This window comes from Acinetobacter sp. IK40 (assembly GCF_035615075.1).
In the GTDB taxonomy this organism is placed as follows: domain Bacteria; phylum Pseudomonadota; class Gammaproteobacteria; order Pseudomonadales; family Moraxellaceae; genus Acinetobacter; species Acinetobacter courvalinii.
In genome coordinates this window covers 54627-78797 of the sequence record NZ_JANBOE010000001.1, presented here as the reverse complement: position 1 = coordinate 78797, position 24171 = coordinate 54627, and the positions used below count along the sequence as shown (strand labels likewise).

The 24171-nt window shown below is 44.4% G+C and carries 21 protein-coding genes; 9 read left to right on the top strand and 12 right to left on the bottom strand.

The features are described from left to right. Positions 1 to 59: 59 nt before the first annotated feature. Positions 60 to 1586: a DHA2 family efflux MFS transporter permease subunit gene (locus MSG93_RS00390; protein WP_005229111.1), complete on the bottom strand. Its 1527-nt coding sequence runs from the start codon at positions 1584 to 1586 to the stop codon at positions 60 to 62. Positions 1587 to 1592: 6 nt separating this feature from the next. Beyond that, complete coding sequence (locus tag MSG93_RS00385; protein WP_324618976.1) at positions 1593 to 2741, bottom strand: HlyD family efflux transporter periplasmic adaptor subunit; 1149 nt, start codon at positions 2739 to 2741, stop codon at positions 1593 to 1595. 472 nt (positions 2742 to 3213) lie between these two features. On the opposite strand from MSG93_RS00385, the gene MSG93_RS00380 reads away from it, so the two are divergent. Then, positions 3214 to 4200, top strand: coding sequence for an AraC family transcriptional regulator (locus MSG93_RS00380; RefSeq protein WP_324618974.1), 987 nt, complete (start codon positions 3214 to 3216; stop codon positions 4198 to 4200). 48 nt (positions 4201 to 4248) lie between these two features. Here MSG93_RS00380 and MSG93_RS00375 read toward each other — a convergent pair whose 3' ends face one another. The 5 genes from MSG93_RS00375 to MSG93_RS00355 form a co-directional block, all read right to left on the bottom strand. Further along, positions 4249 to 5583: an MFS transporter gene (locus tag MSG93_RS00375; RefSeq protein ID WP_324618972.1), complete on the bottom strand. Its 1335-nt coding sequence runs from the start codon at positions 5581 to 5583 to the stop codon at positions 4249 to 4251. A gap of 134 nt (positions 5584 to 5717) precedes the next feature. Next, positions 5718 to 6755, bottom strand: a complete 1038-nt coding sequence (antC, locus tag MSG93_RS00370; protein ID WP_324620633.1) for an anthranilate 1,2-dioxygenase electron transfer component AntC — start codon at positions 6753 to 6755, stop codon at positions 5718 to 5720. Positions 6756 to 6761: 6 nt separating this feature from the next. Beyond that, positions 6762 to 7253 (bottom strand): anthranilate 1,2-dioxygenase small subunit, encoded by a 492-nt coding sequence (antB, locus tag MSG93_RS00365; RefSeq protein WP_324618970.1) that lies wholly within the window; start codon positions 7251 to 7253, stop codon positions 6762 to 6764. Between the two features lie 3 nt (positions 7254 to 7256). After that, a complete protein-coding gene (gene antA, locus MSG93_RS00360) occupies positions 7257 to 8672 on the bottom strand; it encodes an anthranilate 1,2-dioxygenase large subunit (protein ID WP_324618968.1) in 1416 nt (471 codons plus the stop codon). 264 nt (positions 8673 to 8936) lie between these two features. Next, a complete protein-coding gene (locus MSG93_RS00355; protein WP_005229102.1) occupies positions 8937 to 9434 on the bottom strand; it encodes a thioesterase family protein in 498 nt (165 codons plus the stop codon). A gap of 171 nt (positions 9435 to 9605) precedes the next feature. On the opposite strand from MSG93_RS00355, the gene hemB reads away from it, so the two are divergent. Both hemB and MSG93_RS00345 read left to right on the top strand, forming a co-directional pair. Next, positions 9606 to 10616: a porphobilinogen synthase gene (gene hemB / locus MSG93_RS00350; RefSeq protein ID WP_324618965.1), complete on the top strand. Its 1011-nt coding sequence runs from the start codon at positions 9606 to 9608 to the stop codon at positions 10614 to 10616. Positions 10617 to 10902: 286 nt separating this feature from the next. Next, a complete protein-coding gene (locus tag MSG93_RS00345) occupies positions 10903 to 12024 on the top strand; it encodes an NAD(P)/FAD-dependent oxidoreductase (protein ID WP_324618963.1) in 1122 nt (373 codons plus the stop codon). On the opposite strand, the gene MSG93_RS00340 is transcribed toward MSG93_RS00345, so the two are convergent. From MSG93_RS00340 to MSG93_RS00330, 3 genes are all read right to left on the bottom strand, one after another. Next, positions 12010 to 12915, bottom strand: a complete 906-nt coding sequence (locus MSG93_RS00340) for a TIGR01777 family oxidoreductase (protein WP_324618961.1) — start codon at positions 12913 to 12915, stop codon at positions 12010 to 12012. The two genes, MSG93_RS00345 and MSG93_RS00340, sit on opposite strands and share 15 nt — an antisense overlap. An 85-nt stretch (positions 12916 to 13000) precedes the next feature. Next, positions 13001 to 13447, bottom strand: coding sequence for an ABZJ_00895 family protein (locus MSG93_RS00335; RefSeq protein ID WP_005284034.1), 447 nt, complete (start codon positions 13445 to 13447; stop codon positions 13001 to 13003). Positions 13448 to 13736: 289 nt separating this feature from the next. Next, on the bottom strand, positions 13737 to 14186 hold the full coding sequence (locus tag MSG93_RS00330) for a GNAT family N-acetyltransferase (RefSeq protein WP_005284031.1): 450 nt from the start codon (positions 14184 to 14186) through the stop codon (positions 13737 to 13739). Between the two features lie 161 nt (positions 14187 to 14347). On the opposite strand from MSG93_RS00330, the gene MSG93_RS00325 reads away from it, so the two are divergent. Then, on the top strand, positions 14348 to 14725 hold the full coding sequence (locus tag MSG93_RS00325; protein WP_324618957.1) for a VOC family protein: 378 nt from the start codon (positions 14348 to 14350) through the stop codon (positions 14723 to 14725). A gap of 29 nt (positions 14726 to 14754) precedes the next feature. On the opposite strand, the gene MSG93_RS00320 is transcribed toward MSG93_RS00325, so the two are convergent. Next, positions 14755 to 15537 carry a crotonase/enoyl-CoA hydratase family protein gene (locus MSG93_RS00320; RefSeq protein WP_324618955.1) on the bottom strand — a complete coding sequence of 261 codons (783 nt, stop codon included), beginning with the start codon at positions 15535 to 15537 and terminating at the stop codon, positions 14755 to 14757. A 163-nt stretch (positions 15538 to 15700) separates the two neighbouring features. Here MSG93_RS00320 and MSG93_RS00315 point away from each other — a divergent pair, with 163 nt between their 5' ends. Genes MSG93_RS00315 through MSG93_RS00305 form a run of 3 tightly spaced genes read left to right on the top strand, consistent with a single transcriptional unit; the run spans position 15701 to position 21141 of the window. Beyond that, the gene (locus tag MSG93_RS00315; protein WP_324618952.1) at positions 15701 to 16951 is read left to right on the top strand and encodes an exonuclease SbcCD subunit D; all 1251 of its coding nucleotides are present in this window, start codon (positions 15701 to 15703) and stop codon (positions 16949 to 16951) included. 9 nt (positions 16952 to 16960) lie between these two features. Next, positions 16961 to 20557 carry an SbcC/MukB-like Walker B domain-containing protein gene (locus MSG93_RS00310; RefSeq protein ID WP_324618950.1) on the top strand — a complete coding sequence of 1199 codons (3597 nt, stop codon included), beginning with the start codon at positions 16961 to 16963 and terminating at the stop codon, positions 20555 to 20557. Continuing rightward, on the top strand, positions 20557 to 21141 hold the full coding sequence (locus MSG93_RS00305) for a hypothetical protein (RefSeq protein WP_005256407.1): 585 nt from the start codon (positions 20557 to 20559) through the stop codon (positions 21139 to 21141). The genes MSG93_RS00310 and MSG93_RS00305 overlap by 1 nt, the downstream gene beginning before the upstream one ends. Here the strand turns inward: MSG93_RS00305 and MSG93_RS00300 are convergent. After that, complete coding sequence (locus MSG93_RS00300) at positions 21138 to 21830, bottom strand: YggS family pyridoxal phosphate-dependent enzyme (protein ID WP_324618948.1); 693 nt, start codon at positions 21828 to 21830, stop codon at positions 21138 to 21140. The genes MSG93_RS00305 and MSG93_RS00300 overlap by 4 nt on opposite strands. A 127-nt stretch (positions 21831 to 21957) precedes the next feature. On the opposite strand from MSG93_RS00300, the gene MSG93_RS00295 reads away from it, so the two are divergent. Together MSG93_RS00295 and MSG93_RS00290 are read left to right on the top strand one after the other, a co-directional pair. After that, complete coding sequence (locus MSG93_RS00295; protein ID WP_004770978.1) at positions 21958 to 22995, top strand: type IV pilus twitching motility protein PilT; 1038 nt, start codon at positions 21958 to 21960, stop codon at positions 22993 to 22995. 24 nt (positions 22996 to 23019) lie between these two features. Further along, entirely contained in the window at positions 23020 to 24138 is a 1119-nt protein-coding gene (locus MSG93_RS00290) for a PilT/PilU family type 4a pilus ATPase (RefSeq protein WP_004770977.1), read from the top strand. Positions 24139 to 24171: the final 33 nt, after the last annotated feature.

Below are 24171 nucleotides of genomic sequence, written 5' to 3'. Positions count from 1 at the left end.
CACTATTTTTATACATAAAAAAAGCACCTCCTGAGAGATGCGTGTTTGGTTCAGAATTTTTAGTGGGTCGGCATGCCACCGCTATTGCCTTTCGGTTTTGGACTCATCCAGATCAAGGCACTGGCAAAGACAAATACAATCGCCAGTAGCATAAACACATGATTGGCTGACATGGTAATCGCTTCTTTATCCACCAGATTGGCAATCACGCCCAGCGTTGCATCGGGAGAAAATCCATTCTGCAGTAAACTGTTTTGCACTTCTTGCGGATGCAGATTATTGACCATTTCACTGCGTGCCACTTTGGCATGATCATCCCAAATGGTGACCGCAATTGATGCGCCAATCGCACCAGCCATGGTTCGAAGGAAATTCATCAAGCCTGCGGCAGATGCCATTTCTTGGGGCAATACCGAGCCCATTGCAATATTCGACAGCGGAATAAAGAAGAATGGCACGGCAAAACCTTGCAGAATTTGAGGCCACGCCAAGGCCATAAAGTCAGCATCAGTGACCCAGAATGCCCGCATCAGAGTAACCACGCCGAGCAAGGCCAGCCCAAAACTTGCTAGTGCGCGTGGATCATATTTGGTCGACAGCTTCGCCACAATCGGTGACATGGTCAGACTACCAAAGCCCATCGTGGCGGTCAGATAACCCGCCCATGTGGCGGTATAGCCGAGATTGATCTGCAACCACTGGGGAATCAATACAATACTGCCAAAGAAGGAACCGAAACCAAAGGCCAGCGCCAGTACCGAAACCGCAAAACCCCGATGCCGGAACACATACAGATTAACCACAGGATGCTTTTCGGTCAGCTCCCAGATCATAAACACGATAAAACCAACAACGGCCACCAACGCCAGAATAATGATACTGGTATTGTTAAACCAATCGCGCTCATGTCCGAGGTCCAGCATTAATTGCAGTGCACCAATCCACAGCACCAACAAACCTAGGCCAATAGCATCAATCCGCAATTTTTCGGTTTTGGTTTCAGCTACAGACAATAAGCGCACGGCAGCTAAGGCACAGACAATACCAACCGGAATATTGATAAAGAAAATCCAGTGCCAAGACAGATTATCACTGATCAAGCCCCCGAGGATCGGCCCGAGAATCGGTCCAATCACCGTGGTCATGGCCCAAAGACCCATCGCCTGTGCATGTTTTTCGGGAGGGAAAATTCGCATGAGCAGGGTTTGACTGAGTGGCATTAACGGGCCACCGCAGAGACCTTGTCCAATACGGAAAAACACCAGCATTTCCAGCGAGGTGGCTAAGCCACAGAGGAATGAAAAGATGGTAAAACCAATCAGCCCGAATATAAACACACGGACTGTCCCAAACCGCCCTGCAAGCCAGCCGGTTAAAGGCACACAAATCGCTTCGGCAACCGCATAAGAGGTAATTACCCAGGTCCCTTGGGAACTGGAAACCGCAAGGTTGCCGGTAATATGCGGGACAGACACGTTCGCAATGGTGGTATCCAGGACCACCATAAAATTTGAAAGGGCGATCACAAAAGCTGCGAGTAGTAAGCGCCCGCCACTGAGTTCTGCAAAAGGAGTTTGCGTTTTCATGGCTGATTACTTCGTTGCGAGATCAATATCCGCTTGCATCGACAACCCGACGCGCAATGGATGTTGTGCAAGCTCTTTGGGATCCAGAGTAATACGTACTGGTAAGCGCTGTACCACTTTAATCCAGTTGCCTGTCGCATTTTGCGCTGGAATCAAGGCAAATGCAGCGCCAGTTCCACCCGAGAAACCTTGCACCGTCCCGTGATAGACCACATCATCGCCATACAGATCGGAACGTAGTGTGACCTTCTGGCCTTCTCTCACTTTCGCCAGCTGGCTTTCTTTAAAGTTGGCATCGACATAGAGTGCCGATAAAGGCACCACAGACATCATCACGGTACCGGGTGCGACACGTTGCCCAATCTGAATATTGCGACGCGCGATTACCCCATCCACAGGTGCACGGATCACGGTACGTTCCAGATCCAGCGCAGCCTGCTCCACATGGGCTTTGGCCACCAGTACATCAGGTGTTGACGCTTCATTTACCCCCTGAATCAAGGCCTCATTGGCAGCAAAAGTACTTTCAGCGGCTTTACGGCTAGAGGTAGCCTGCGCCAAACCGGCCTGAGCCAGATCCAGACTGGCCTTAGCCGTCGAAACTGCGCTTTGTGCCTTGCTTAATTCTTCTTTAGAAATCGCACCTGTTGCAGCCAGCTCATTACGGCGCTTGAGCTCCAATGCCGCACGATCATAATCCGCCTGCGCTTTGGTCACTTGCGCCTGTGCGCTGCTGATTTCATCATTACGCACCACGACCTGAGAATTTAAAGAGCTACTATTTGCCTGAGTCTGCTTATATTGGCGCTGTGCTTTGGCCAGTTCGGCCTGTGCCTGTGCCAGTTGAATCTTGGCATCCCGCTCGTCTATGCGCACCAGCACATCGCCTTTTTTCACCTGTTGGGTATCTTTCACCAAGACTTCAGAAACTTGCCCACTCACCATTGAGGTAATCTGTGCGGTTTCAGCGCCCACATAAGCATTATCGGTACTGATAGAATGATTAAAGAATAACGCCCAGATGCCATACAGAATTGCAGCAAGAATGAGAATGAGCGCGAAAAATCCGAGAAATTTTTTACGTTTTGCTTTCATTGCATCATCTGATGCCGAATCTGAAGCAGCATCCTGTGAATTGGCTTGAGCGTCAGTCATAAGTTATTCCTGAAAATTAAAGAGATTTTTAACTTTTGGTTTAATCAGCCGATCAGTTTAATTTTAAAAACTTAACTGAATGTTAAAAACCAAAGTGCAACATAAGCACAAAAATTATTTCGCATTTTAACGGCAAAAAATCATATGACGAGATTAAAAAAAATAACTGATGCGTTCAATTCTTATAAATTGATATTTTAATGACGATTAAAAACTTTAAGTTTGCTTATTGATTGATTAAGCGAACCATACAATCTGGCAGATCACAGCATTTAACATACCTATAAAGCATAAAGATATATTCCCTACGGGCTTGCGTATTGAGCCAAATTTGTTCTAATAAACCAAGCTGGATCAGAGTTTCTGCTCAATTCCCGATTGCTGGCAATGAGCGTAAATGGCGTCATTTATGGAACAAAATGGCATTTTTCTTGCTGCTAAAACAATAAGCACTTCGCTAGGTGAAAGGACGATGACATCACTCAGCCAAAATATGGATCTTATCCATCATTCGCATCAAGCCGATTTTGCACAAAATGTAATGTCGATGATCTGTGGCGAACACCGTCTGGATACGCTGTGTCGGGAGACACTCGACTTCCATTATGATGGTATGCGGCTCCCGCATAAAAAAATGGCCATCGGGACTATCAGTTATGGGGCCAATGTCGCGATCAATATTTCCCACCTGAAAGCCTATAGCATCAGTCTGCCCTTTCATGGCAAGCAGACACTGAGTATTGGTGGCGCCAAATACCAATCCGATGCCCATACAGGGCTCATTGTTTCCAATCAGGATTTACAGGACTTGGTCATTCATCAGGATTGCCAAAAATTTCAGGTGGTGATTCCTGAACAGAGTCTGCATCAGGTCCTTGCAGAACTACTGAATAAACCGCTTGAGCAGGCCTTGGTGTTTAACCCTGAAATCTCGCTCGGCATGACCGGATTAATGCAAGCCTGGTGGCATAATATTGAAAATTTTCTACAACTGAAATCACATTATGCTGATTTTGCTGGCTTACCGATGTTTTCTGAAGACTATGAAAATTTTGTGATTAAAGCCCTGCTCCTGTCTCAGGAAAATAATTATTCGGCAGCCCTGCATGAACGCAGCAATCAGATGGAACCCGCCTATATCCGTAAAGTGAAGAATTTTATTGTGCAACATGCACGTGAATCCTTCGATGTCGAGAGTTTACAGCGCCTGGCAGGTGTCTCTAAATCCAAGCTTTATGCAGAGTTTCAGCAGCATTATGGTCTGAGTCCGATGGCCTATCTACGTAAATATCGCCTACAACAAATTTATAAAATATTAAGTAATGCCGCCAAGCATCAAAAAATTTCCATTTCCAAACTCGCTTATGACTGGGGCTTTAATCATCTCAGCCGCTTCGCTCAAGAATATAAAGATGAATTTGGCGAAAAACCGAGTGAAACCCGAAATAAACATGAGTAAGCATTGTTAAATAAAAAAGCCCAGTCAACGTACTGGGCTTTCTTGCCATTAACTGGTGCTTAACACTGGATTGGCTTTGTTGTTTTGATGCATCGCTTTCAGGCTGAGCGCGACAAAGGCAATAAAAGTCGGCAAGGCCAAAAGGTAGAAAATACCACCGAGGCTAATGTCATAGGTAAAGATATACGAACCGAAAAATGCCCCGAAAATTGCGCCAACTCGTCCAATCCCATGCATCCACGACACCCCCACTGCACGACACTGTGATGGATAAAATAAAGCAGCCAAAGGCAGTAGTGACGATTGTGCTCCTGTCAGCAATGCCCCGATCAGGAAAATACTGATGCCGAGTAACACGATACTGGAGCTGACAAAGCCTGCAACAATGAATAGCACAAATGCAGTCAGGTAGGCATATTTAATCACCTGAGTTGGATTGAGCTTATCCATATACCAGCCCATGATCACCGCACCAATTACACCACCAAAAGGAAAAATGGAAGCGATCAGGCTAAATTGCTGGGTACTAAAGCCCGCTGTTTTTAGAATCGTCGGCATCCAGCTGGTCAGTAAATAGAATACCAACAGACTCATAAAACAGCATAGCCACAACATCACCGATCCCCAGAGATATTTCGTTAGTACGGTTCTGACCGGGCTATCGCTATGATTGACATCAACTTGGGCTAATTCGATGTTGACCGTATCAGCAAAAGCATGACCCTGAACTTTTTCCAGAATGCTTTGGGCTTTATGTTGCTGATCTTTTTTAATCAAATACGGTACAGATTCTGGTAATTTCAAGATTAAAGCGACCACTAAAAATAAAGGAATAATCCCACCCAGAATCACCACCTTGGCCCAGCCCAGATTTTCCAGTAAATAGGCCGACAACACCCCGCCACAAGAAATGCCCAGCATAAATCCACAACCTGCCAGCCCTGTTAAAAAAGCTTTGCGTTTTGCAGGCATATATTCTGAAACAATGGTACTGATATTCGGCATGGCCGCGCCTAACCCCACACCGGTAATAAAACGGTAAAGCATCAGGTCTTGTGTAGAAGAAGCAAATCCACACAGGATGGTAAATATAGAGAATAATAAAGTCGTGGATACAATCACGCCTTTACGTCCAAATTTATCCGCCAAAGGCCCAGAAATAATTGCACCAATCGACATCCCCACCAGTGCCGCGCTCAGCACGGGCGCCAATTCAGGTTTACTGATACCCCAGTCATCCAGCAAGGCAGGCGCAATAAAACCGATAATTCCGGTATCCAAACCATCACAGAAAAACACCAGAAAGCCCAAGGCAAACACCAGCCATTGTAAGGGAGACAGCCGCTCCCGATTGATCACATGATTCACATCAATTGTCTTCATTTTTATTCCCTTAAAAGTCGATGTTTCAACGTATGCTCACGTTGAGATTTTAATTTTTCAAACGGCTTATTTATCTTAACCAGGAGGATTTCCTCTCCCCCTGTTTTGTATTCATCGTCTGGCAACGCAGCCAATCAATGACCAGCCGTATTGCTTTGTAAAAACTTTTCGCTATAGAGGCGATAATTACTTAATGCTTGCTCATCTAGCCAGCTTTTGACCGCTTCGATCATCGGCGGTGGGCCACATAGGTACATGTCAAACGGCTGTTCAGCGAGTTGTTCCCGATTCAGATGCTCGTGGATATAACCGGTTTTGCCTGCCCAAGCCTCCGAAGCTTGTGTGACAATAGGTTGATAATTGAAATTTGGTAAACGTTCCGCATAGCCTTGCAAACGGGATTGTTCACACAAGTCGGTTGCCTGATTGACCCCGTAATACAGCTGGATTGCAGGTGCATTTGCCTGTTCCGCAATATTGTCCAGCATGCCTAAAAAAGCCGACAGCCCGGTTCCACCCGCAATAAACACCAGCGGTCGCTCAACCTCACGTAAATAGAAACTACCCAAAGGTGCTTCCATCAAAATGGTTTGACCCACTTGGCAACGTTCACGTAAATAATTGCTCATCACGCCATCGGGTAATAAGCGGATTAAAAACTGCAATTGATTGGTCTGATTCGGACGATTGGCAAAAGAATAAGAACGCCAGTCATCCGTCTCGGGAATCTGCAAACGCGCATATTGGCCGGGTAAAAACTCGAGTTGCTTGGCAGATGCACTGGCATCAACATGCAAAATCGCGGTTGTCTCGGACACCAGTTCAACCTGAGTCACTTTCGTCGCAATTTTCTGTGTTTCGCCAGCGTTGCAAATTTCAGAATTGTGATCGAAGTAGAATGCCGCATTGGATTTAACCCGCGTTTGGCAAGCCAACATTTTTCGCTCTGCTAAGTCACGTTCACTTAACGCATCTTCATCCACATATTCCTGCTCATAAATGCCTGTTTCACACTGTCCCTGACAGGTTCCGCACACGCCTTCACGGCAATCTAAGGGTAGGTTGATGCCCTGACGAATGGCCGCATTCAGCAACAACTCATTCTCTTGGACTGAAATAAAAAAGGTTTTTCCATCGGCAAAATTAAGCGCAACTGAATGTTCCATCATGATGCTCCCTTAAACATGATAAAAATCCAAGACCGAATCAATTTTGTCATTCAGCAAAATCGTGTGCTGACGGCGAATACGGAATCCTTCAGCGGTTGGTCTTAACAGATAAGTGGCATGGCCATAGAAGCAACCTTCCAGCCCCTGACGGTTATATAAGGTGCTCCAACCGACTCTGGCTTCAATCAAGCCATCTGGCAGGCTTTTAACCTGTAGATTTTGAATACTGTGCTGGGTGCGTGGTAAAGGTGTCGCTGAGGCCGCCTTACCCGTACGGATACGAAATACGCGATCTTCCAGACCCGAACGGTCTGCATAATAGATATAAGACAAGCCCTGATTTGGATCTACGACATAACGATGATCATCAATCCATTGCGGAATGTGATATTCACTATCTTCATCATACAGTTCCAGATAGGCATCCCAGTCATAGCGGTCGCATAACTCTGATTTTTGATAAAGAAATTGTGAAACAGCAAAATGTAATTCAGCAGTCATGACTTATACCTCTTCCGTTGCTGTATCAAGTTGATAGGTAATATCCTGCATTTTTAAAGCGTTGCGATTTAAGCCATCCAGCATTAAACGTTGCCAATGACCATGCTGATTGACATATAGGCCTTCATGCGTCAGTTCACGGCCTGTAATCACAGGCCGGATTCCAAGATCCTGTGCATTTTGGGTCATGTCATAACACCAGTTATGATGACCACGAGAGATATCACTCCAGCGTTCCAGACGCGCCTGGAAGCCTTTTTGCTGTTCACGGAATTCCACCAGATCATCTGGCGTACCTAAGCCTGAAACATTAAAAAAGTCTTCAAACTGGCGAATACGGTTACGACGTGCTTCGGTTGACTCGCCTTTTACCGCCAGACATTGGCTAATCACTTCAGTTTTGTTCCATGCCACTGGACGGACAATGCGCAGCTGTGAACTGATCTGATCCATAAAGAATAGACTTGGATAAAGATTCAGGTTTCTGAGACGATGCATGGCCCATTCCGCACGCTTGGCACCATATTTTTCCAGCAGATACGGCATCACCGTATCATAGCCAGGACGCACCGCTGGATTGGGCATGTCGCTGAATAAAACACTATGACCGTTTTTAAAACTGAACCAGCCATCATCAGTCTGGTTATCACCTGCGCCTAATTTGCTGTAATCCAAGGTATCCAGATCATCACCTTTGGCTGCATTAACCTGTTGGCGATGCTGTACGGTGGAGACATAGTTATAGTGCACGGTACTGACATGATAGCCATCCAGTCCATTTTCATTTTGCAGTTTCCAGTTTCCTGCAAAGGTATAGGCCGACTTGCCTTGCAGGACTTCCAACTCACCAGTCGGTGACTGCTCTACCATTAAGTCCAGAAAGACTTTGGCATCTCCCAAGAAGTCTTCGAGACTATCCGTAGCCTGTGTATCCAGACTGACAAAGACAAAACCGCGATAACTGGCAATTCGCCCCTGCTTGAGTCCACGGCTGGACTTATCAAAATCTTCACAATATTCCGCAGGCGCTTTGACTTTGACCAGACGACCATCTGATTTATAGCACCACGCATGGAAGGGACAGGTAAAAGTGGACTGATTGCCTTTGGCCACACGGGTTAAGGTCGCACCGCGATGCTCACAGGCATTAATCATGGCATGCAGTTGGCCTTGACCATCACGGCTAATGATTAACGGTTGGCGTCCAATCTGAACGGTTAGGAAATCATGATTATTGGGAATTTCACTTTCATGGCAGGCATAAATCCAGACTTTTTCAAAAATAAATTCCATTTCCAAATCGAACAGTTCAGCTTCAGTGAACATCTCGCGCGCAATACGGAACACTCCATCTTTCGGACGAAAGTCCAGACAGCCACTCACAAAGTCCTGCCATTCGGCAATATTACGTGTCGTCATTTTTATCTCCTCCAATCCATAAAAACCTTTTATTGATTGAAGCCTGATTTATGGCTGGACTCTATCCACTTTTTCCAGATCTCTATCCAGTTTGTGAATCATTTTGACCCAGCTCGCGATGCAAATATTCAGGCACAAAAAAAGCAGGCCTTAGGCCTGCTATAAAATAATAGGAATGGAGAATAAAATGCTTCTGAAATGAAATCAGCCTCTCAAACATGGTATAAGAGGCCTTCACATCGTTCTATTTTAAGCAGTAACCGGTTAATAGGCATACGATGCGATTGCAGTAGCAATCGGTTTGTCCTCATCATTGACCATGGTCATGCGCATGGTGCAGCCTTTACGACCTAGACGTAAGGTTTCAGCACGGGCAATAAAATATTTGCCACGCCCTGGCGCCAGATAATCGACCCGCATATCCACCGTGGCCAGACGGGATACTTTCTTGATGGTATCAGGCAAATCTTCGGGTGCGGCACGGCGATAAAGTTGCTCCATCGCTGCTACACCACCGATACTGTCCAGAATCGTAGCCGCCACACCACCATGTAAAATCTGGAATGCCAGATTCCCGACCAGTTCTGGCTGCATCTCCACATAGGCTTCAATCTGATCATCGACCACGCGCATGACCATGCCACTGTATTTAAAAAATGGACAGGCATTAAAAGCCTTACATAGCTGTTTCAAGACCACCTGGTGATCTGCCTTGGCACCTAACTGAATATTACCAGTCCAGTTTTTCTTTACATCATTCATACGCGGCCTACACTCAATGGAAAGAATAACTTTCCATTATTTTGCACAAATCTAAAAATATGGGGCTACAATAGCGGGGTTCGTAATTGAGCGATGTCGCTGAACTCTCCCTCAAGCGTGGCTGAATCCCTCAATTATTCCCCTAGTGTAATACTGAACATCGAGATTGTTATGACTTATACGTTCAATCGTCCAGCTTTTCCTGCGACTCGCATGCGCCGTATCCGTAAAAATGACCAACTTCGTGCCATGGTCAGCGAAACGCATTTAACGGCAGATCACTTGATTTATCCAGTGTTTGTATTACCGGGACAACAACAAACTCAAGACATTCCAAGCATGCCGAATGTGCAACGTCTATCGGCTGATTTACTGCTAAAGAAAGCGGAAACCCTGCTTGAACTCGGTGTCTCGAAACTTGCTTTATTCCCTGTGACGCCACAACAAGACAAAAGTTTAACAGCGGAAGCCGCTTGGGACGAAAATGGTTTAGTTCAAACCACCTGTCGTCTACTCAAAAAAGAATTACCAGAAATGGTGCTGATTACCGATGGTGCGCTTGACCCTTATACCACACACGGTCAAGACGGCATTATTGATGACACAGGCTATGTGTTAAATGATGAAACGGTTGAATGTCTGGTGAAACAGGCACTCAGTCATGCTGCAGCTGGGGCTGATGTGATTGCACCAAGTGACATGATGGATGGCCGTATCGGTGCGATTCGCCAAGCACTCGAGCAAAACGATTTTATCTATACCAACATCATGGCCTACTCAGCGAAATATGCATCCAGCTTCTACGGTCCTTTCCGTGATGCAGTGGGTTCTGCCAGCAACCTGAAAGGCGGTAATAAATACAATTACCAAATGGATATTGGCAACCGTGCCGAAGCCTTACATGAAATCGCACTGGATCTGCAAGAAGGTGCAGATATGGTGATTGTTAAACCAGGCATGCCTTATCTGGATGTGGTGCGTGAAGTCAAAGATACTTTTGGCGTGCCAACTTTCCTGTATCAGGTCAGTGGTGAATATGCCATGCTAGCGGGTGCGATTCAGAACGGCTGGTTATCTGACAGCGTAATTCTGGAATCCTTAATGTGCTGCCGTCGTGCCGGTGCTGATGGGATCTGGACCTATTTTGCTGAAGATGCAGCACGTAAATTAAAAGAGATGTAATAGAAGTTATATTTCATCTATCTGAAAATGATAGTATCTACTCCAGAGTCTTGTTGAGCTCTCATCCTTATTTCTGGATTAGCCTTCGGCTCGACCTACTTTTCTTTCGGGAAAAGTAGGCAAAACCATTGTCATTCGCAAAACCTGTTCACTTCTTACATTTTTCTGATATTGAGGATGTATAACAGGGCTTCTCTTAGCGTATATCACGCAGGTTGCGAATGACGTCTTCCGTGTAGCAAATTTCAAGATACGTTTTATCTTAGAAACCACTTAAATTAAAGTTATGCATATTGCCATCATTGGTGCGGGTATTAGTGGCTTAATGTCAGCATTGGAACTTGCTGAACAAGGCTGTTCTGTCGATATTTTTGACCAACAACTTGCAGGTCAAGCTGCCTCATGGGCAGGGGGCGGTATTCTCTCCCCGATGTATCCGTGGCGTTATGCGCCTGAAGTCAATCAACTGGCGCAATACGGAAAATCACTGTACCAAACCTGGAACGAAAAGTTACTCCCCGTCACTGGCATTGATTTTCAAATCCACGATACCGGCATGCTGATCTTTGATCAGGAAGATTTCGAAACTGGCTTGAATTATGCCACTCGACATCATGAACCGATGCAGCAATGCGAGTTGCTCAATCGCTCCAGACTCGAACAGATTAACCCCCATATTTCCCAACAATTCCAGCAAGCTATCTACTTCCCGCAACTCTCCAATGTCCGCAATCCACGTTTATTACAATCATTAATTTGCTACTTAAAGCAACATCCACTGGTGCGTTTTTTTGAACATTGTCCGATTGAAAAACTGATTATTCAAAATAAAAAAGTTTATGGTCTACAAGCTGACGATGGCCGAAAATTTATGGCAGATCATGTGGTCATCAGTTCTGGTGCATGGAGTCAGCAATGGGCCGAACAACTGCAATGCCATATTCCTGTGCAACCGGTACAAGGACAGATGCTGTTATTTAAAACTCCTGAAAACTGGTTACCAACCATGTGCATGAATCGGGTGATGTACCTGATTCCACGTCAGGATGGACACATTGTGTGCGGTTCAAGCATGGCAGATACAGGCTTTAGCACTGCGCTAGATGAACAGACCCAGCAGGATATTCTTGCTGCCTGCTTAGAGATGGTTCCTGAGTTAGCGCAATTCCCCATCGTAAAACGTTGGGCTGGATTGCGTCCAAGCTCACCACAAGGGATTCCCTATATTGGTGCCATGCCTGAACTGGAAAACCTTTGGGCTAATTTTGGACATTTCCGTAACGGCTTATGCATGGGTTCTGGCTCAGCACGACTGTTACGCCAACTGCTGTTGGGACAAGAGACAATTGTTGATCCCCAAGCCTATTCACCCTTGCGCTTAAAACAACAGAATTTAATGTCTTGTTAGAATTTCGGTTAAGGCTGTATTTAAATCAGGATATTGAAACTGGAAGCCCTGTTCCAGCAAAGCCTTGGGAACCACATACTGTCCATTGAGGATCAGTTGTGATTGCTCGCCCAATAGCAATGTAAACACACATTTGGGCAGGGTCATAAAAGGTTTGCGCTTTAAAATGTGGGCAGCCACTTGAGCAAACTGTTGTTGATTGACCTGATCAGGAGCAACCAGGTTATACACCTTTTGGCGATGATCCGATTGCAGCAGAAAAAGGATGGCATTCAGTACGTCCTGAATATGAATCCACACCACCGGTTGCTGTCCTGAAGCAATTTTGGCAACAGCATTTAACCGGATCGGTAACAGCATCTGCGGCAAAATTCCGCCCTGCCCGAAAACCACGCCTAAACGAATAATCTTGGTCTTTTGCTGGGTAAATTTTAAAGTCGTTTGCTCCCATCTCTGGCACAACTCAGACATAAAAATCGTCTGTGGTGGCGTATTTTCATCACAAACAAGCTTCCATTGCTGTTGAGGATCAATCCCGTAATAACCAATCGCAGAACCGGAAATAATGCATGTCGGAAAAATTTGCCGTTGTTCCAGCCATTGATACAGCTGCTCAGTCATTGCCACACGGCTGTGTATCAACTGCTGCTTACGTTGTTCCGTCCAGCGTTTTGCACCAATATTTTCGCCCGCCAGATTAATCACATAATCAATGTGTTGTGTTTCAATTTGATCAAGATCAGTTACCCAACGCAGTGCTGAATGCGACGATACCCGATTGGGCTGGCGGGTCAGTGCAATGATCTGATAGTTCCGCTCTAACAAGAAAGGCAGCAAATACGAACCGATAAAACCGCTAGCGCCTGTAATTAAAACTGTCTGTTTCTGCATTACATCCTCATCCTGCATGATATTGATCAGATCAATGCCTAAGTCTTAGCAGAATAAAAGTGAATGACAAGTAAACTTTCTTTAATTAGTGAAACATCTTTGTGGCCATTCTCTGTGCCTGCGGTCCATAAAACCAATAAGTAATGAGAAATAAAGGTAAGGCAATCACCAACCACATACCCAATACAGCAAGTAAAAATTGTGGCTGTTTTAAATAAAGCAGGAAGTTCTGCCAAATTTCAGGATCTTTACGCGCAAAAATATATAGCCCGAGTAACAGACCACATGCATTGTACCCCCAAAAGATCAGACTAAAGCCAATGCTTAAGCGCTTTTTCTCTTGCGCATTGGGTGCACGGCGCTGTTGCTTGAGAAATTTAAACAAAACAAAGATAATCGCGATCAGATAAGGAATTGCAGTGAGTACCCCACCTAAGCTATTCGGTAGAATCGCGGCCAGCACACCGGCAATTAACGTCGAGGCCAAACAAATAATAAAAAACCAGAGATAATACAAACGCAATGAAATCATAAAGATAAACCTAATTAGACTGGCTTTAAGAAATAATTATAAATTTTTTTCACTTTTTTTTCATTTTTATGTCAACCAATCCTTAACCAGCAGCGTTATATAGGGTACAAGGTCGCAGCAACCGATTGGACATTGCACGGCATCCGCAATGTTTTCGGTGACCTTTCATTATGACTCTCCATCTTTAACAATGGTTGTGTTAGCAGCCATAACCATTGAAAAAGATTTTGACCGACGATTTATCATCACTCGAATCGTCGGTTTTTATTTGCCTGCGATTTGAGTTTGTTCAGGTATCGGCAACATACATATTGATCAACTCACCATCATCTTCGGTGACCTTCGTTAAAAATGTCCAGCCACATTTTTCATAGAAATCATTTAAATCTGTCACTAGATACAACTTTTTAAATCCAGCGTTTTTCATCTCTGTCCGAGCAAAATCTAATAGTTGTCTGGCAATATTCTGCTTTCGATAAGTCTCTTCAACAAATAAGGCACATAAATTTGGTGTCAGGTCTTTGCGGTCATGGAAGTCATTATCAATCACCCCTGCACCCGCAATAATGTGCCGCCTGTCATCCAGAATCACATACCATTGTGGAATGGCTTGTGACTGTTCAATCGAGGTCTGCATGCTGTCACGGTATGCTTCAACAGGAATCTCCCATTTCTGCGAAAACCAATTGGCAGCCTGATCCAAAAGCTTAGGATGATCGGCTAACTTCATTATCTTCATCAAGGTTTAATCAATCTCCGCTATTTTAGTTAAACTCATAAAATTTATTTGAGTAATCAAATCAGAAAGGACAAGTTTACTCATTTACATAAAGCTTTAGCACGCTCATGCCAGTTCTGTCTAGAATGAATCAAGCACAATAAAGACCAAGGAATAGAATCATGAATACTGTTGCCTATTTTGAAATTCAGTCATCCAATCCTCAACGCGACGTCCATTTTTACCAGTCTGCATTTGACTGGCATTTTGAAAAAGTGGAAGGCCTGCCGATTGAATATTATCGCATTGAAACAGAGGGAATTCACGGCGGCTTACTACAACGCCCAGTGGCGATTCCATCCACAGGATGCGGGACCAATGCCTTTACCTGCACCATAGAAGTCGAAAACTTTGATGAAACAGCAGCTAAAATTCTTAGCCTCGGCGGCATTGTGGCAATGGATAAATTCGCAATCCCGAATCGTTGCTGGCAGGGCTATTTTCTTGATCCTGACCACAATACCTTTGGTATTTGTGAAATCGATGAAAATGCGCAATAACTGATCAGGCTCAAGTGAAGTCAAAATGATTATTTTCCCTTAAACTGCGGCGGACGTTTTTCTAACATGGCATGGACGCCCTCTTGTGCATCCTGCGATTCAAACAATGGCATCAGATAACTGTTCATCTTTTCAAAGGCCGCCGTCTGCCCTTGAGTTAGCGCATCGGTTGCAGAAGCTAATAAAGCCTGTACCGCAAGTGGTGCGGAGAGGCAAATCTCTTTGGCAATTTCAATGGCTCGCTGCAACTGTTGACCATTTTCCACAATCTCAGAAATCAGATTGAGTTGATCCGCCGTTTTCGCATCAAAAGTTTTGCCGGTTAATAAATAGGGCATGGCTTTTTGCCATCCCGCAGCCTGCACAAAGCGCACCGTTGCACCTCCAAATGGCATGATGCCACGTAGCACTTCAAGCTGACCAAAGACGGTATTCTCGCTGGCAATGACCACATCGGCATTTAGCATCAACTCAACTCCTGCGGTATAACAAATTCCCTGTACTGCCACCACCACGGGTTTACTGCGATGCCGGCCCGCTGTTCCCCACGGGTTAATTTGTTGTTCAGCAAAATTAAAGATGCCTTCGGATATCTTCGGTTGTAACTCAACCAGATCCAGGCCCGCTGTAAAATGGTCGCCATGTGCAAAAATTACCGCACAACGAAGTTCAGGATCATGCTCATATTCGGTTAACGCCAGTGACAAATCCTGAATCATATGACTATCAAAAGCATTCCGTTTTTCCACACGATCCAGCCCAATCAACATAATCTGATCCGTCACTTTACGGCTTACTTTACCTAAGCTCATCTCGATGCCTCATTTTTTATTGCATGACTTTATCTTCAAACTAGAGCAACGTTTAAAAATGATCAAGCGCGATCATGTACTACTTTTCTGCTCAGCAAGATTCTCCTTTCCACTTAAATACGTGCTACCTTATTCTGGTTCAATTCTTTTTTTAGATTCATTTATGACTGTGCGTTTTTTTCATACTTCTGACTGGCATTTGGGGCAATTCTTTTATAATCATTCCCGCCATTATGAACATGAACAATTTCTGACATGGTTACTTGAGCAAATCAAACAGAAACAGCCACATGCCTTGCTGATTGCAGGTGATATTTTTGATGTCATCAATCCGAGTTCTCAGGCACAAAAACAGCTCTACCAATTCCTTGCCGATGCGCATGAACTTGCACCGCATATGCAAACCCTCATGATCGCAGGCAATCACGATTCAGGCTACCGAATTGAACAGGTTGAGCCCTTATTGAACAAATATAATGCCAAAACGGTTGGCGTGATTCGCTGGAAGGAAGATAAAACACTGGATCTGGAACGTTTAATTCTGCCGATTTATGATGAGCAAAAACAGATTGTCGCGTGGTGTATTGCCTTACCCTTCTTGCGTTCTGCCGAAATCACGGGATTTAATGAACATACCACCAATAGCCAGAATGCCATTGCTTATCTACACCAACAATTAATCGAAGAAGCCAAACGTCGTAAAACCGAGGATCAAGCGCTGATTCTGATGTCGCATGCACATATGCAAGGCGGGGAAACTTCTGATTCTGAACGCCCAATTATCATTGGCAATGAAGAAGCACTTTCGATCAGCCTGTTCGATGACAGCATTGATTATGTGGCGCTGGGTCATTTGCATAAACCGCAAAAGGTACAACATCCACATATTCGTTATAGCGGCTCTCCAATTCCACTGTCATTTAGTGAAATTAATTATAAGCATCAAGTGCTTGATGTCACCATTGACTCGACCCAACCAGTAAATAAGCTAAATTTTGAAGCATTGACAATTCCGCGAAGTATTCAACTGCATAAAATTAAAGATGAACTCACAGCGGTCATGCAGCAGCTTAAAAACCTACCGAGTGGCCCCATCGAAAATCTCGAGCATCGTGAATATGTTGATATCGAATATCATACCGCGATTCCCCCACAGCCGAATTTACGCCAACAATTTGAAGATGCCTTGCCGAAGGATCGCTATCGTCTGGTGCGTATTTCCAGACAGTATTTATCCAATGAAAATAATACTGAAACCAAGCAGAGCATTAGCCTGGAACCACCGACACCAGAAAAATTATTCCAGCAGATCTGGGAGAAAAAGGGCTATCACGCCGATGATGACGTCACCAAAGATTTCTTAAGTCTGGTGAATGAAGCACAGAAAAAACTTGAACATGATCAAAGTTCTTAAGGATTTGCCATGAAAATTTTATCGATTCGACTAAAAAATCTGGCATCTCTTGCGGGTGAACACTTTATTGATTTTGAATGCGACCCTTTGGCCAATGCGGGACTGATTGCCGTTGTCGGCAAAACTGGGGCTGGTAAATCTACTATTTTAGATGCCATGTGTCTGGCCCTGTTTAATAAAATCCCCCGGCTTAAAGAAAGTGATGGCAAGCTTCTGGATGTGGATGGTTCGGAGCTACTGACCAACTCTCCCCTGACCGTTTTACGTCGCGGTACAGGACACGGCTTTGCTGAACTGTGTTTTGTGGCACAAGACCAAAAACATTATCAGGCGCGTTGGGAAATTAAACGTGCCCGTGAAAATGCCAGTGGGAAACTGCAAAGTGTGCAGCGCTCGCTTAAATGTCTCACCGACGGTGTGGTGGTGGCAGACAAAACCAAAGCCGTCGAAAGCCATATCCAGCAGATTACCCAACTCAGTTTTGAACAGTTTACCCGAGCCGTTTTACTGGCGCAGTCTGAGGTCACGGCATTTTTAAAAGCCCGTGATACCGAACGGGGCGAATTGCTGGAGTATCTGACCAATTCCAGTATCTTTGCCAAAATTGGACAACTGGCTTTTGAAAAGACCCGAGAAATCACCAATCAGCGCAAACAGCTGGAAAATGTTTTAGGCCATATCGAAATTCGTTCCGATGAGGAAGTTGTCGAATTACAGGCTCAGTTTCAACAGCTCCAACAACAAGTCCAGCAACTTGAGAACGAGCGAAACCAGCTTAAACAACAACAACAGTGGTTTGAGCAGCAACAAAAGCTTAAAAGTGAAGTTATCTTCAAACAACAGCAGCACGAGACGCAACTCAATGCCCATGCTGGATTAGCAACAGATCGCCAACTGCTCGAACAACTGGATATCTTTTCCGAGATTCGCCCTGTTGCTTTTCAACAGCAGCAAATCCAAAAAGTATTGCAGCAGCTTGAACCACAACTGCAGCAGAAACAGCAAGATTTTAGTCGCTTAACTACAGAATTTGAGCAGGAAAAAGTCCGCTATACGCAAGCAGAAACGGCGCTACAACAGTTTCAGAATTTTGAGTTGCAACATCAAGATGAGTTGAATCAGGTCCGTAAATATGTGCAAGAACGTGACTATATTGCAGAAGATTATAAAAAGACCAAAAGCAGACTGGCACATGTTGAAACTCAGCAACAACCTCTACAACAACAGCAGCAGCAGCTTGAGCAAAATATTCAAAATTTGAGTACACAACAGGCAACCTGTCTTGAGCAATTACAGCACAGTGGCCACTTCTCGGTTTTGGATAAGGGCCTCCATGCTCATGTACAACAATTAGAGCAGTTTATTCTGCATTATCAAAAAGTTGAAAATACGCTGGGGAATATTCAACAGGCTCAAAGCAAACTTGAGCAAGATAAAAGCTTACTTGAGCAATTAATCTCGCAGTTTGGTATAACGCAGCAGATTGATCGCACCCTTGAGCAGAAACAGACACAGAAAGAGCAAGTGTTGACTCAGCTGAATCAAATGGATGTGATTCAACAAAAACTACAGCATCATTTTCAATTAAAAAATGAAGTGTCAGAGCTGCAACACACACTAAATACGATACAAGTTCAGTATCAACAGCTCGAGCAAAATACTCAAACAGCAGAAAATGAATTTCAGGCAGCAAAAACCGAGCGGGAAAAATTACAGCATATCCTGCAACAGCAACGCTTACTCCATGCCGAGAATATTGAACATTTACGTGCTGAACTGAAACAAGGTGAAGCCTGTCTGGTCTGTGGCAGTACTGAACACCCCTATCGCGAGGATGAAAGTTCTGTTTCAAAAGCCCTATATGCATTACAGCAACAGCAGGAACAACAGGCGCTACAGCAAGAGCAACAGTGCTTCCAGCTTTGGCAGAATACACAGCAACAATTTACCCAACTTCAATCTGAGCAAAAACAGCGCCAAACAGTCTTGCAACAAACTCAGGAAAAATTAAACGCTCAACAGCGAGAGTTACAGCAATATTTGACTCACAGTCATATTCAACTCGATTTCAATTTAGCTCAACACGAGCTTGAGGCATCATTAAAGCACTTAAGCGCTCAATCTACACAAACGAAACAACAGATTGATCAGCAATTACAACAGCTCAATCAGGCCAGTAAACAGCAGTTTAATTTAAATCAGTCTATCCAGAACACTGCCTACCAACTGGAAACTGTACAGCAGTTACAGCGACAGATTCAGCATATTGTGGATTGTCTGGAAATCAATGAAAAAACACTTTGGCTGGAACAACCGCTTCGCCAGTCACAACAGATTGTGCAGCGTTTAAAACAACGCCTGCAACAGCTTGATCATGCCGATGGACTCAGCAAACAACAACAGCACAGCACACAACAACTCAATTTATTAATATCAAATCTGAATAGTTTAAGCACGCAACATACTGAGCTAAATCAGCAATTGCAGGAAATTGCGAAAAAGGGTCAACAAAATAGTGAGGCTGCCAATCAACTCATTCTGGCAATGGCTGGTTCAACTGAATTGAAAGCCAATGAATGGTTGCATCAACATGATCAACAACGCCAGCAAGTGCAGCATCAATACCAACAGGTGAAACAGAATTTTGAACAGGCACGACAAAACTTTGAGCAACACAAGAATGAACTAGAGCAGCTCAAAGCACAGCATCAGCATAACCAACAATCATTCACACAATGCACAACAGAAATCGGTGCATGGTTGAAGCAGCATGTGCATTTTGAAGAACAGCAACTCAGTCAGTTGCTAGCCATTTCTTCAACGCAGGAACAGCAGATTCGCTTAACGTTACAAAATGCAGATCGTGTCTTGAGTGAAGCAGCCTATGCGCTTAAAACTGCACAACAGCTATTCAATGAGCATCAGCAGCAACAGCCTGAGATTCAACATGAACAATTGATCGAATTGATTCAGCTAAATCAGGAAAAACTACAACAGCAACTTGAACAACGCGATCAATATAAAGTTCAACTCGAATTACATCAGCAAAACCTTGCCAAGCAAAAACAGTTTGCCGATCAGATCCAGCAAATTCAGCAACAGGAACATCGCTGGAATAAAATTTCGAGCTTGATTGGCGATTCTAAAGGCAAAGATTTCCGAGATTTGGCACAACAATATAATCTGGATATTTTGCTGGAATATGCCAATCAGCAATTGGCGATGCTATCGCAACGTTATACATTAAAGCGCTTGGAAAACTCACTCAGTCTGGCAATTATCGACCATGATATGGATGGTGAAACCCGTTCGGTTGCCTCACTCTCTGGTGGAGAATCCTTCCTCACGGCCCTTGCGATTTCACTGGCGATTGCCAATATGGCCTCTGGCTCTATGAAAATCGAATCCCTGTTCATTGATGAAGGTTTTGGGACGCTGGATGCCTCATCCTTGCACATGGTGATGAATGCGCTGGATCAGCTGCAAAGCCAAGGTCGTAAAGTAATCTTAATTTCGCATATTCAGGAAATGCATGAACGGATTCCCGTGCAGATTCAGGTACAACCTGTTGGATCAGGTTCGAGTCGGATTGAAGTAGTGGGCTAATGAACATTCAATTGCTTCATACAGAACTATTAAAGCACGGTATCCAGTTTGACACTGGCTTAACAGAAACTGAAATAGAAGCAATAGAGCAGCTTTTTAGATTTCACTTTCCTTCTGATTTGAAGCTATTTTTAAAGTACGGACTTCCTGTTTCAGAAAATGAATGGAAATTTCCTCGCTGGAGAGAAGCACTTCATAGCGATAAAGCGAAAAATATGTTGATAGCGCAGCTCAACGGGCCTCATGAAGGCATTCTCTTTGATATTAAAAATGGCTTTTGGTTAGATCAATGGGGTGCCGCACCAGAGGAAATCTCAGACCGTCTGGTAATATTTGAGGAGCAGTTTAAAGCTTATCCGAAAATGATCCCTGTTTACTCTCATCGTTATATTCCGAGTACCCCCCTTGAAAAGGGAAATCCCATATTTTCAATCATGCAAACCGATATTATTTATTATGGAACAGACCTGATCAATTACTTTTGTAATGAATTCAAACTAAATAAAACACTGTTTGATCAACCGCAAGCCACTCCAAAACCGATTCAATTCTGGAGTCATCTTGTTGAATTAAATAATTATTAAGACTTTGCTGAATAATCCCTTGCACCAAACAATGCGGTCCCCACTCTAACCATCGTAGAACCCGCCGCAATCGCAGCTTCTAGATCAGCCGACATCCCCATACTCAAGGTATCCCAATCTTGAGGTTGTGCATGCTGGGATTTCATCTGATCAAATAGTGTTTTGGCATCTGCAAATGCAGCATGATTTTCAGGCGCTGGAATGACCATCAAACCACGTAAACGAATATTAGGAAGCTGGCTGATGTGCTGAACTAGTTCAGCCACTTCTTCTGGCTGACAACCATCTTTTGAATCTTGTCCATCAATATTCACTTGTAGACAAATATTTAACGGCGCTTGCGATTCCAGACGCTGGCCAGATAAACGCTCGGCAATAATCAAACGGTCAACCCCATGCACCCAATCAAATTTCTCAGCCAGATGCTTGGTTTTATTACGCTGTACATGCCCAATAAAATGCCATTCAATTTCTAAGTCCTGTAATTCCTCAATTTTTTCCAAGGCTTCCTGTAGATAGTTTTCACCAAAACAACGCTGCCCCACTGCGTACATGTCTCGTAAGCTTGAAGCAGGATGAGTCTTTGAAACGGCTAACAATTGCACAGTCGCAGGATCTCGCTGAACTTGCTGACAGGCGTGTTCTATTTGATTTAAAACAGTTTGGCGGGATTGTTGCGATTGATTCATTGACACAGTTCTCATTTACGAAATGTTTTTTTGCTTTCCCATTCTTTAAGGTGTTGGTAAGCCGGAATGAAAGCCTTATATTATTCTACAAAATAATGAGACTTTTTGAGTTTGTTTCGGGGAAATTATGGATATTACAGAATTACTCGCCTTTTCGGTTAAAAACGGTGCGTCAGATTTACACCTTTCAGCGGGTATGCCTCCGATGATTCGCGTAGATGGTGAAGTCCGTCGTATCAACTTGCCAGCACTGGAACATAAAGATGTACACCGTCTAGTGTACGACATTATGAATGATAAACAACGTCGTGATTTTGAAGAAGACCTAGAAACTGACTTTTCGTTTGAAGTACCGAATATTGCCCGTTTCCGTGTCAATGCTTTCAATCAGAACCGTGGCGCTGGTGCCGTGTTCCGTACCATTCCTTCTAAAGTCCTGACGATGGAAGATTTAGGCCTCGGTACAATTTTCAAGGAAATCTGTGATTATCCACGTGGGATTGTGTTGGTGACAGGCCCGACAGGTTCAGGTAAGTCAACCACTCTTGCAGCAATGATCGACTATATTAATGAAAACCGTTATGACCATATTTTAACGGTAGAAGATCCAATCGAATTTGTACACCAGTCGAAAAAATGTCTGATCAACCAGCGTGAAGTACACCGTGATACGCATGGCTTTAATGCTGCACTGCGTTCTGCCCTGCGTGAAGACCCGGATATTATTCTGGTCGGTGAGATGCGTGACCTGGAAACCATTCGCTTGGCATTGACGGCTGCGGAAACTGGTCACCTGGTGTTTGGTACCCTGCATACCACCTCTGCCGCAAAAACCATTGACCGTGTCATCGACGTATTCCCTGCTGAAGAAAAAGACATGGTACGTGCCATGTTGTCTGAATCTCTACAAGCGGTGATTTCACAAACCTTATTGAAAAAGAACGGCGGTGGCCGTGTGGCTGCACATGAAATCATGATCGGGATTCCGGCAATCCGTAACCTTGTGCGTGAAAATAAAGTCGCGCAAATGTACTCAGCGATCCAGACAGGTGCCAACTACGGTATGACCACCTTGGATCAAAGTTTGAAAACATTGGTATCTAAAGGTTTAATCAGTCCGCAAACGGCACGTACCGTGGCGAAACAGCCTGAGTCATTCTTATAAAAATAAAGGGATTAGAGAAATATCATGGATTTTAATGACTTACTCAATTTGATGATTCAGCAGAATGCCTCAGACTTATTTGTCACGGCGGATGTTGAACCTTCAATGAAAATTAACGGGCAGATTGTGCCTGTTTCAAAAACCAAGCTGTCTGGGGAAATTGTCGGTCAACTGGTACAGTCCATCATGACGGACAAACAGCGTAAAGAATTTGCCGATACCCGTGAATGTAACTTCGCGATCATGAATCGCGAAAAAACGGCCCGTTTCCGTGTCAGTGCCTTTCAGCAACGTGATATGCCGGGCATGGTTCTGCGTAAGATCGAGACCCATATCCCCACCATGGATGACCTGAAACTGCCTGAAGTACTGAAAGAACTGGCAATGACCAAACGCGGTATCATCATTTTTGTAGGGGCAACAGGTACAGGTAAGTCGACTTCCCTTGCTTCGATGATCGGTTTCCGTAACCAGAATTCCAAAGGCCATATTATTACCATTGAAGACCCGATCGAATTCGTACACCAACATGCAGGCTGCATTGTGACGCAACGCGAAGTCGGCATTGATACCGATTCATTTGAAGTGGCCTTGAAAAATACGCTACGTCAGGCACCGGATGTGATCCTGATTGGTGAGATCCGTTCGCGTGAAACCATGGACTACGCGATTGCCTTCGCAGAAACAGGACACCTGGTACTCGCGACCCTGCACGCCAACAATGCCAACCAGGCACTGGATCGTATTATTCACTTCTTTGAAGCGGATCGTCACAGTCAGCTGTATATGGACTTGTCGCTGAACTTAAAAGCGTTAGTGGCGCAGCAGCTAATTCCGACGCCTGACGGCAATTCACGTCGTGCTGCGATTGAGATTCTGATTAACACCCCGCTTCTGGCCGACTATATCCGTAAGGGTGAAATTCACGAAATCAAAGACCTGATGAAGCGTTCACGTGAGTTGGGTATGCAGACCTTTGACCAAGCCCTATTCGACCTTTATAAGGCAGGTCAGATCACCTACAAAGATGCCTTAAAGCATGCCGATTCGCCAAACGACTTGCGTCTCACCATCAAACTTTCCGAAGAAGGCGCAGACCAGTTACTGAGCGCTAGCCGTAACATTACCTTCGATGGGCAATAGTTCAAACTAAGCCATTAAAAAAAGGGAAGGTTT

Bases quoted from the DNA above. Each gene is read 5' to 3' on its own strand.
- MSG93_RS00320 (WP_324618955.1), bottom strand. From the start codon at position 15,537: ATGAGCTTAGGTAAAGTAAGCCGTAAAGTGACGGATCAGATTATGTTG.
- hemB (WP_324618965.1), top strand. From the start codon at position 9,606: ATGACTTATACGTTCAATCGTCCAGCTTTTCCTGCGACTCGCATGCGC.
- MSG93_RS00375 (WP_324618972.1), bottom strand. From the start codon at position 5,583: ATGAAGACAATTGATGTGAATCATGTGATCAATCGGGAGCGGCTGTCT.
- MSG93_RS00315 (WP_324618952.1), top strand. From the start codon at position 15,701: ATGACTGTGCGTTTTTTTCATACTTCTGACTGGCATTTGGGGCAATTC.
- antA (WP_324618968.1), bottom strand. From the start codon at position 8,672: ATGACGACACGTAATATTGCCGAATGGCAGGACTTTGTGAGTGGCTGT.
- MSG93_RS00330 (WP_005284031.1), bottom strand. From the start codon at position 14,186: ATGAAGATAATGAAGTTAGCCGATCATCCTAAGCTTTTGGATCAGGCT.
- MSG93_RS00385 (WP_324618976.1), bottom strand. From the start codon at position 2,741: ATGACTGACGCTCAAGCCAATTCACAGGATGCTGCTTCAGATTCGGCA.
- MSG93_RS00300 (WP_324618948.1), bottom strand. From the start codon at position 21,830: ATGAATCAATCGCAACAATCCCGCCAAACTGTTTTAAATCAAATAGAA.
- MSG93_RS00340 (WP_324618961.1), bottom strand. From the start codon at position 12,915: ATGCAGAAACAGACAGTTTTAATTACAGGCGCTAGCGGTTTTATCGGT.
- MSG93_RS00305 (WP_005256407.1), top strand. From the start codon at position 20,557: ATGAACATTCAATTGCTTCATACAGAACTATTAAAGCACGGTATCCAG.
- MSG93_RS00380 (WP_324618974.1), top strand. From the start codon at position 3,214: ATGACATCACTCAGCCAAAATATGGATCTTATCCATCATTCGCATCAA.
- MSG93_RS00355 (WP_005229102.1), bottom strand. From the start codon at position 9,434: ATGAATGATGTAAAGAAAAACTGGACTGGTAATATTCAGTTAGGTGCC.
- MSG93_RS00310 (WP_324618950.1), top strand. From the start codon at position 16,961: ATGAAAATTTTATCGATTCGACTAAAAAATCTGGCATCTCTTGCGGGT.
- MSG93_RS00390 (WP_005229111.1), bottom strand. From the start codon at position 1,586: ATGAAAACGCAAACTCCTTTTGCAGAACTCAGTGGCGGGCGCTTACTA.
- MSG93_RS00290 (WP_004770977.1), top strand. From the start codon at position 23,020: ATGGATTTTAATGACTTACTCAATTTGATGATTCAGCAGAATGCCTCA.
- MSG93_RS00295 (WP_004770978.1), top strand. From the start codon at position 21,958: ATGGATATTACAGAATTACTCGCCTTTTCGGTTAAAAACGGTGCGTCA.
- MSG93_RS00325 (WP_324618957.1), top strand. From the start codon at position 14,348: ATGAATACTGTTGCCTATTTTGAAATTCAGTCATCCAATCCTCAACGC.
- antB (WP_324618970.1), bottom strand. From the start codon at position 7,253: ATGACTGCTGAATTACATTTTGCTGTTTCACAATTTCTTTATCAAAAA.
- MSG93_RS00345 (WP_324618963.1), top strand. From the start codon at position 10,903: ATGCATATTGCCATCATTGGTGCGGGTATTAGTGGCTTAATGTCAGCA.
- MSG93_RS00335 (WP_005284034.1), bottom strand. From the start codon at position 13,447: ATGATTTCATTGCGTTTGTATTATCTCTGGTTTTTTATTATTTGTTTG.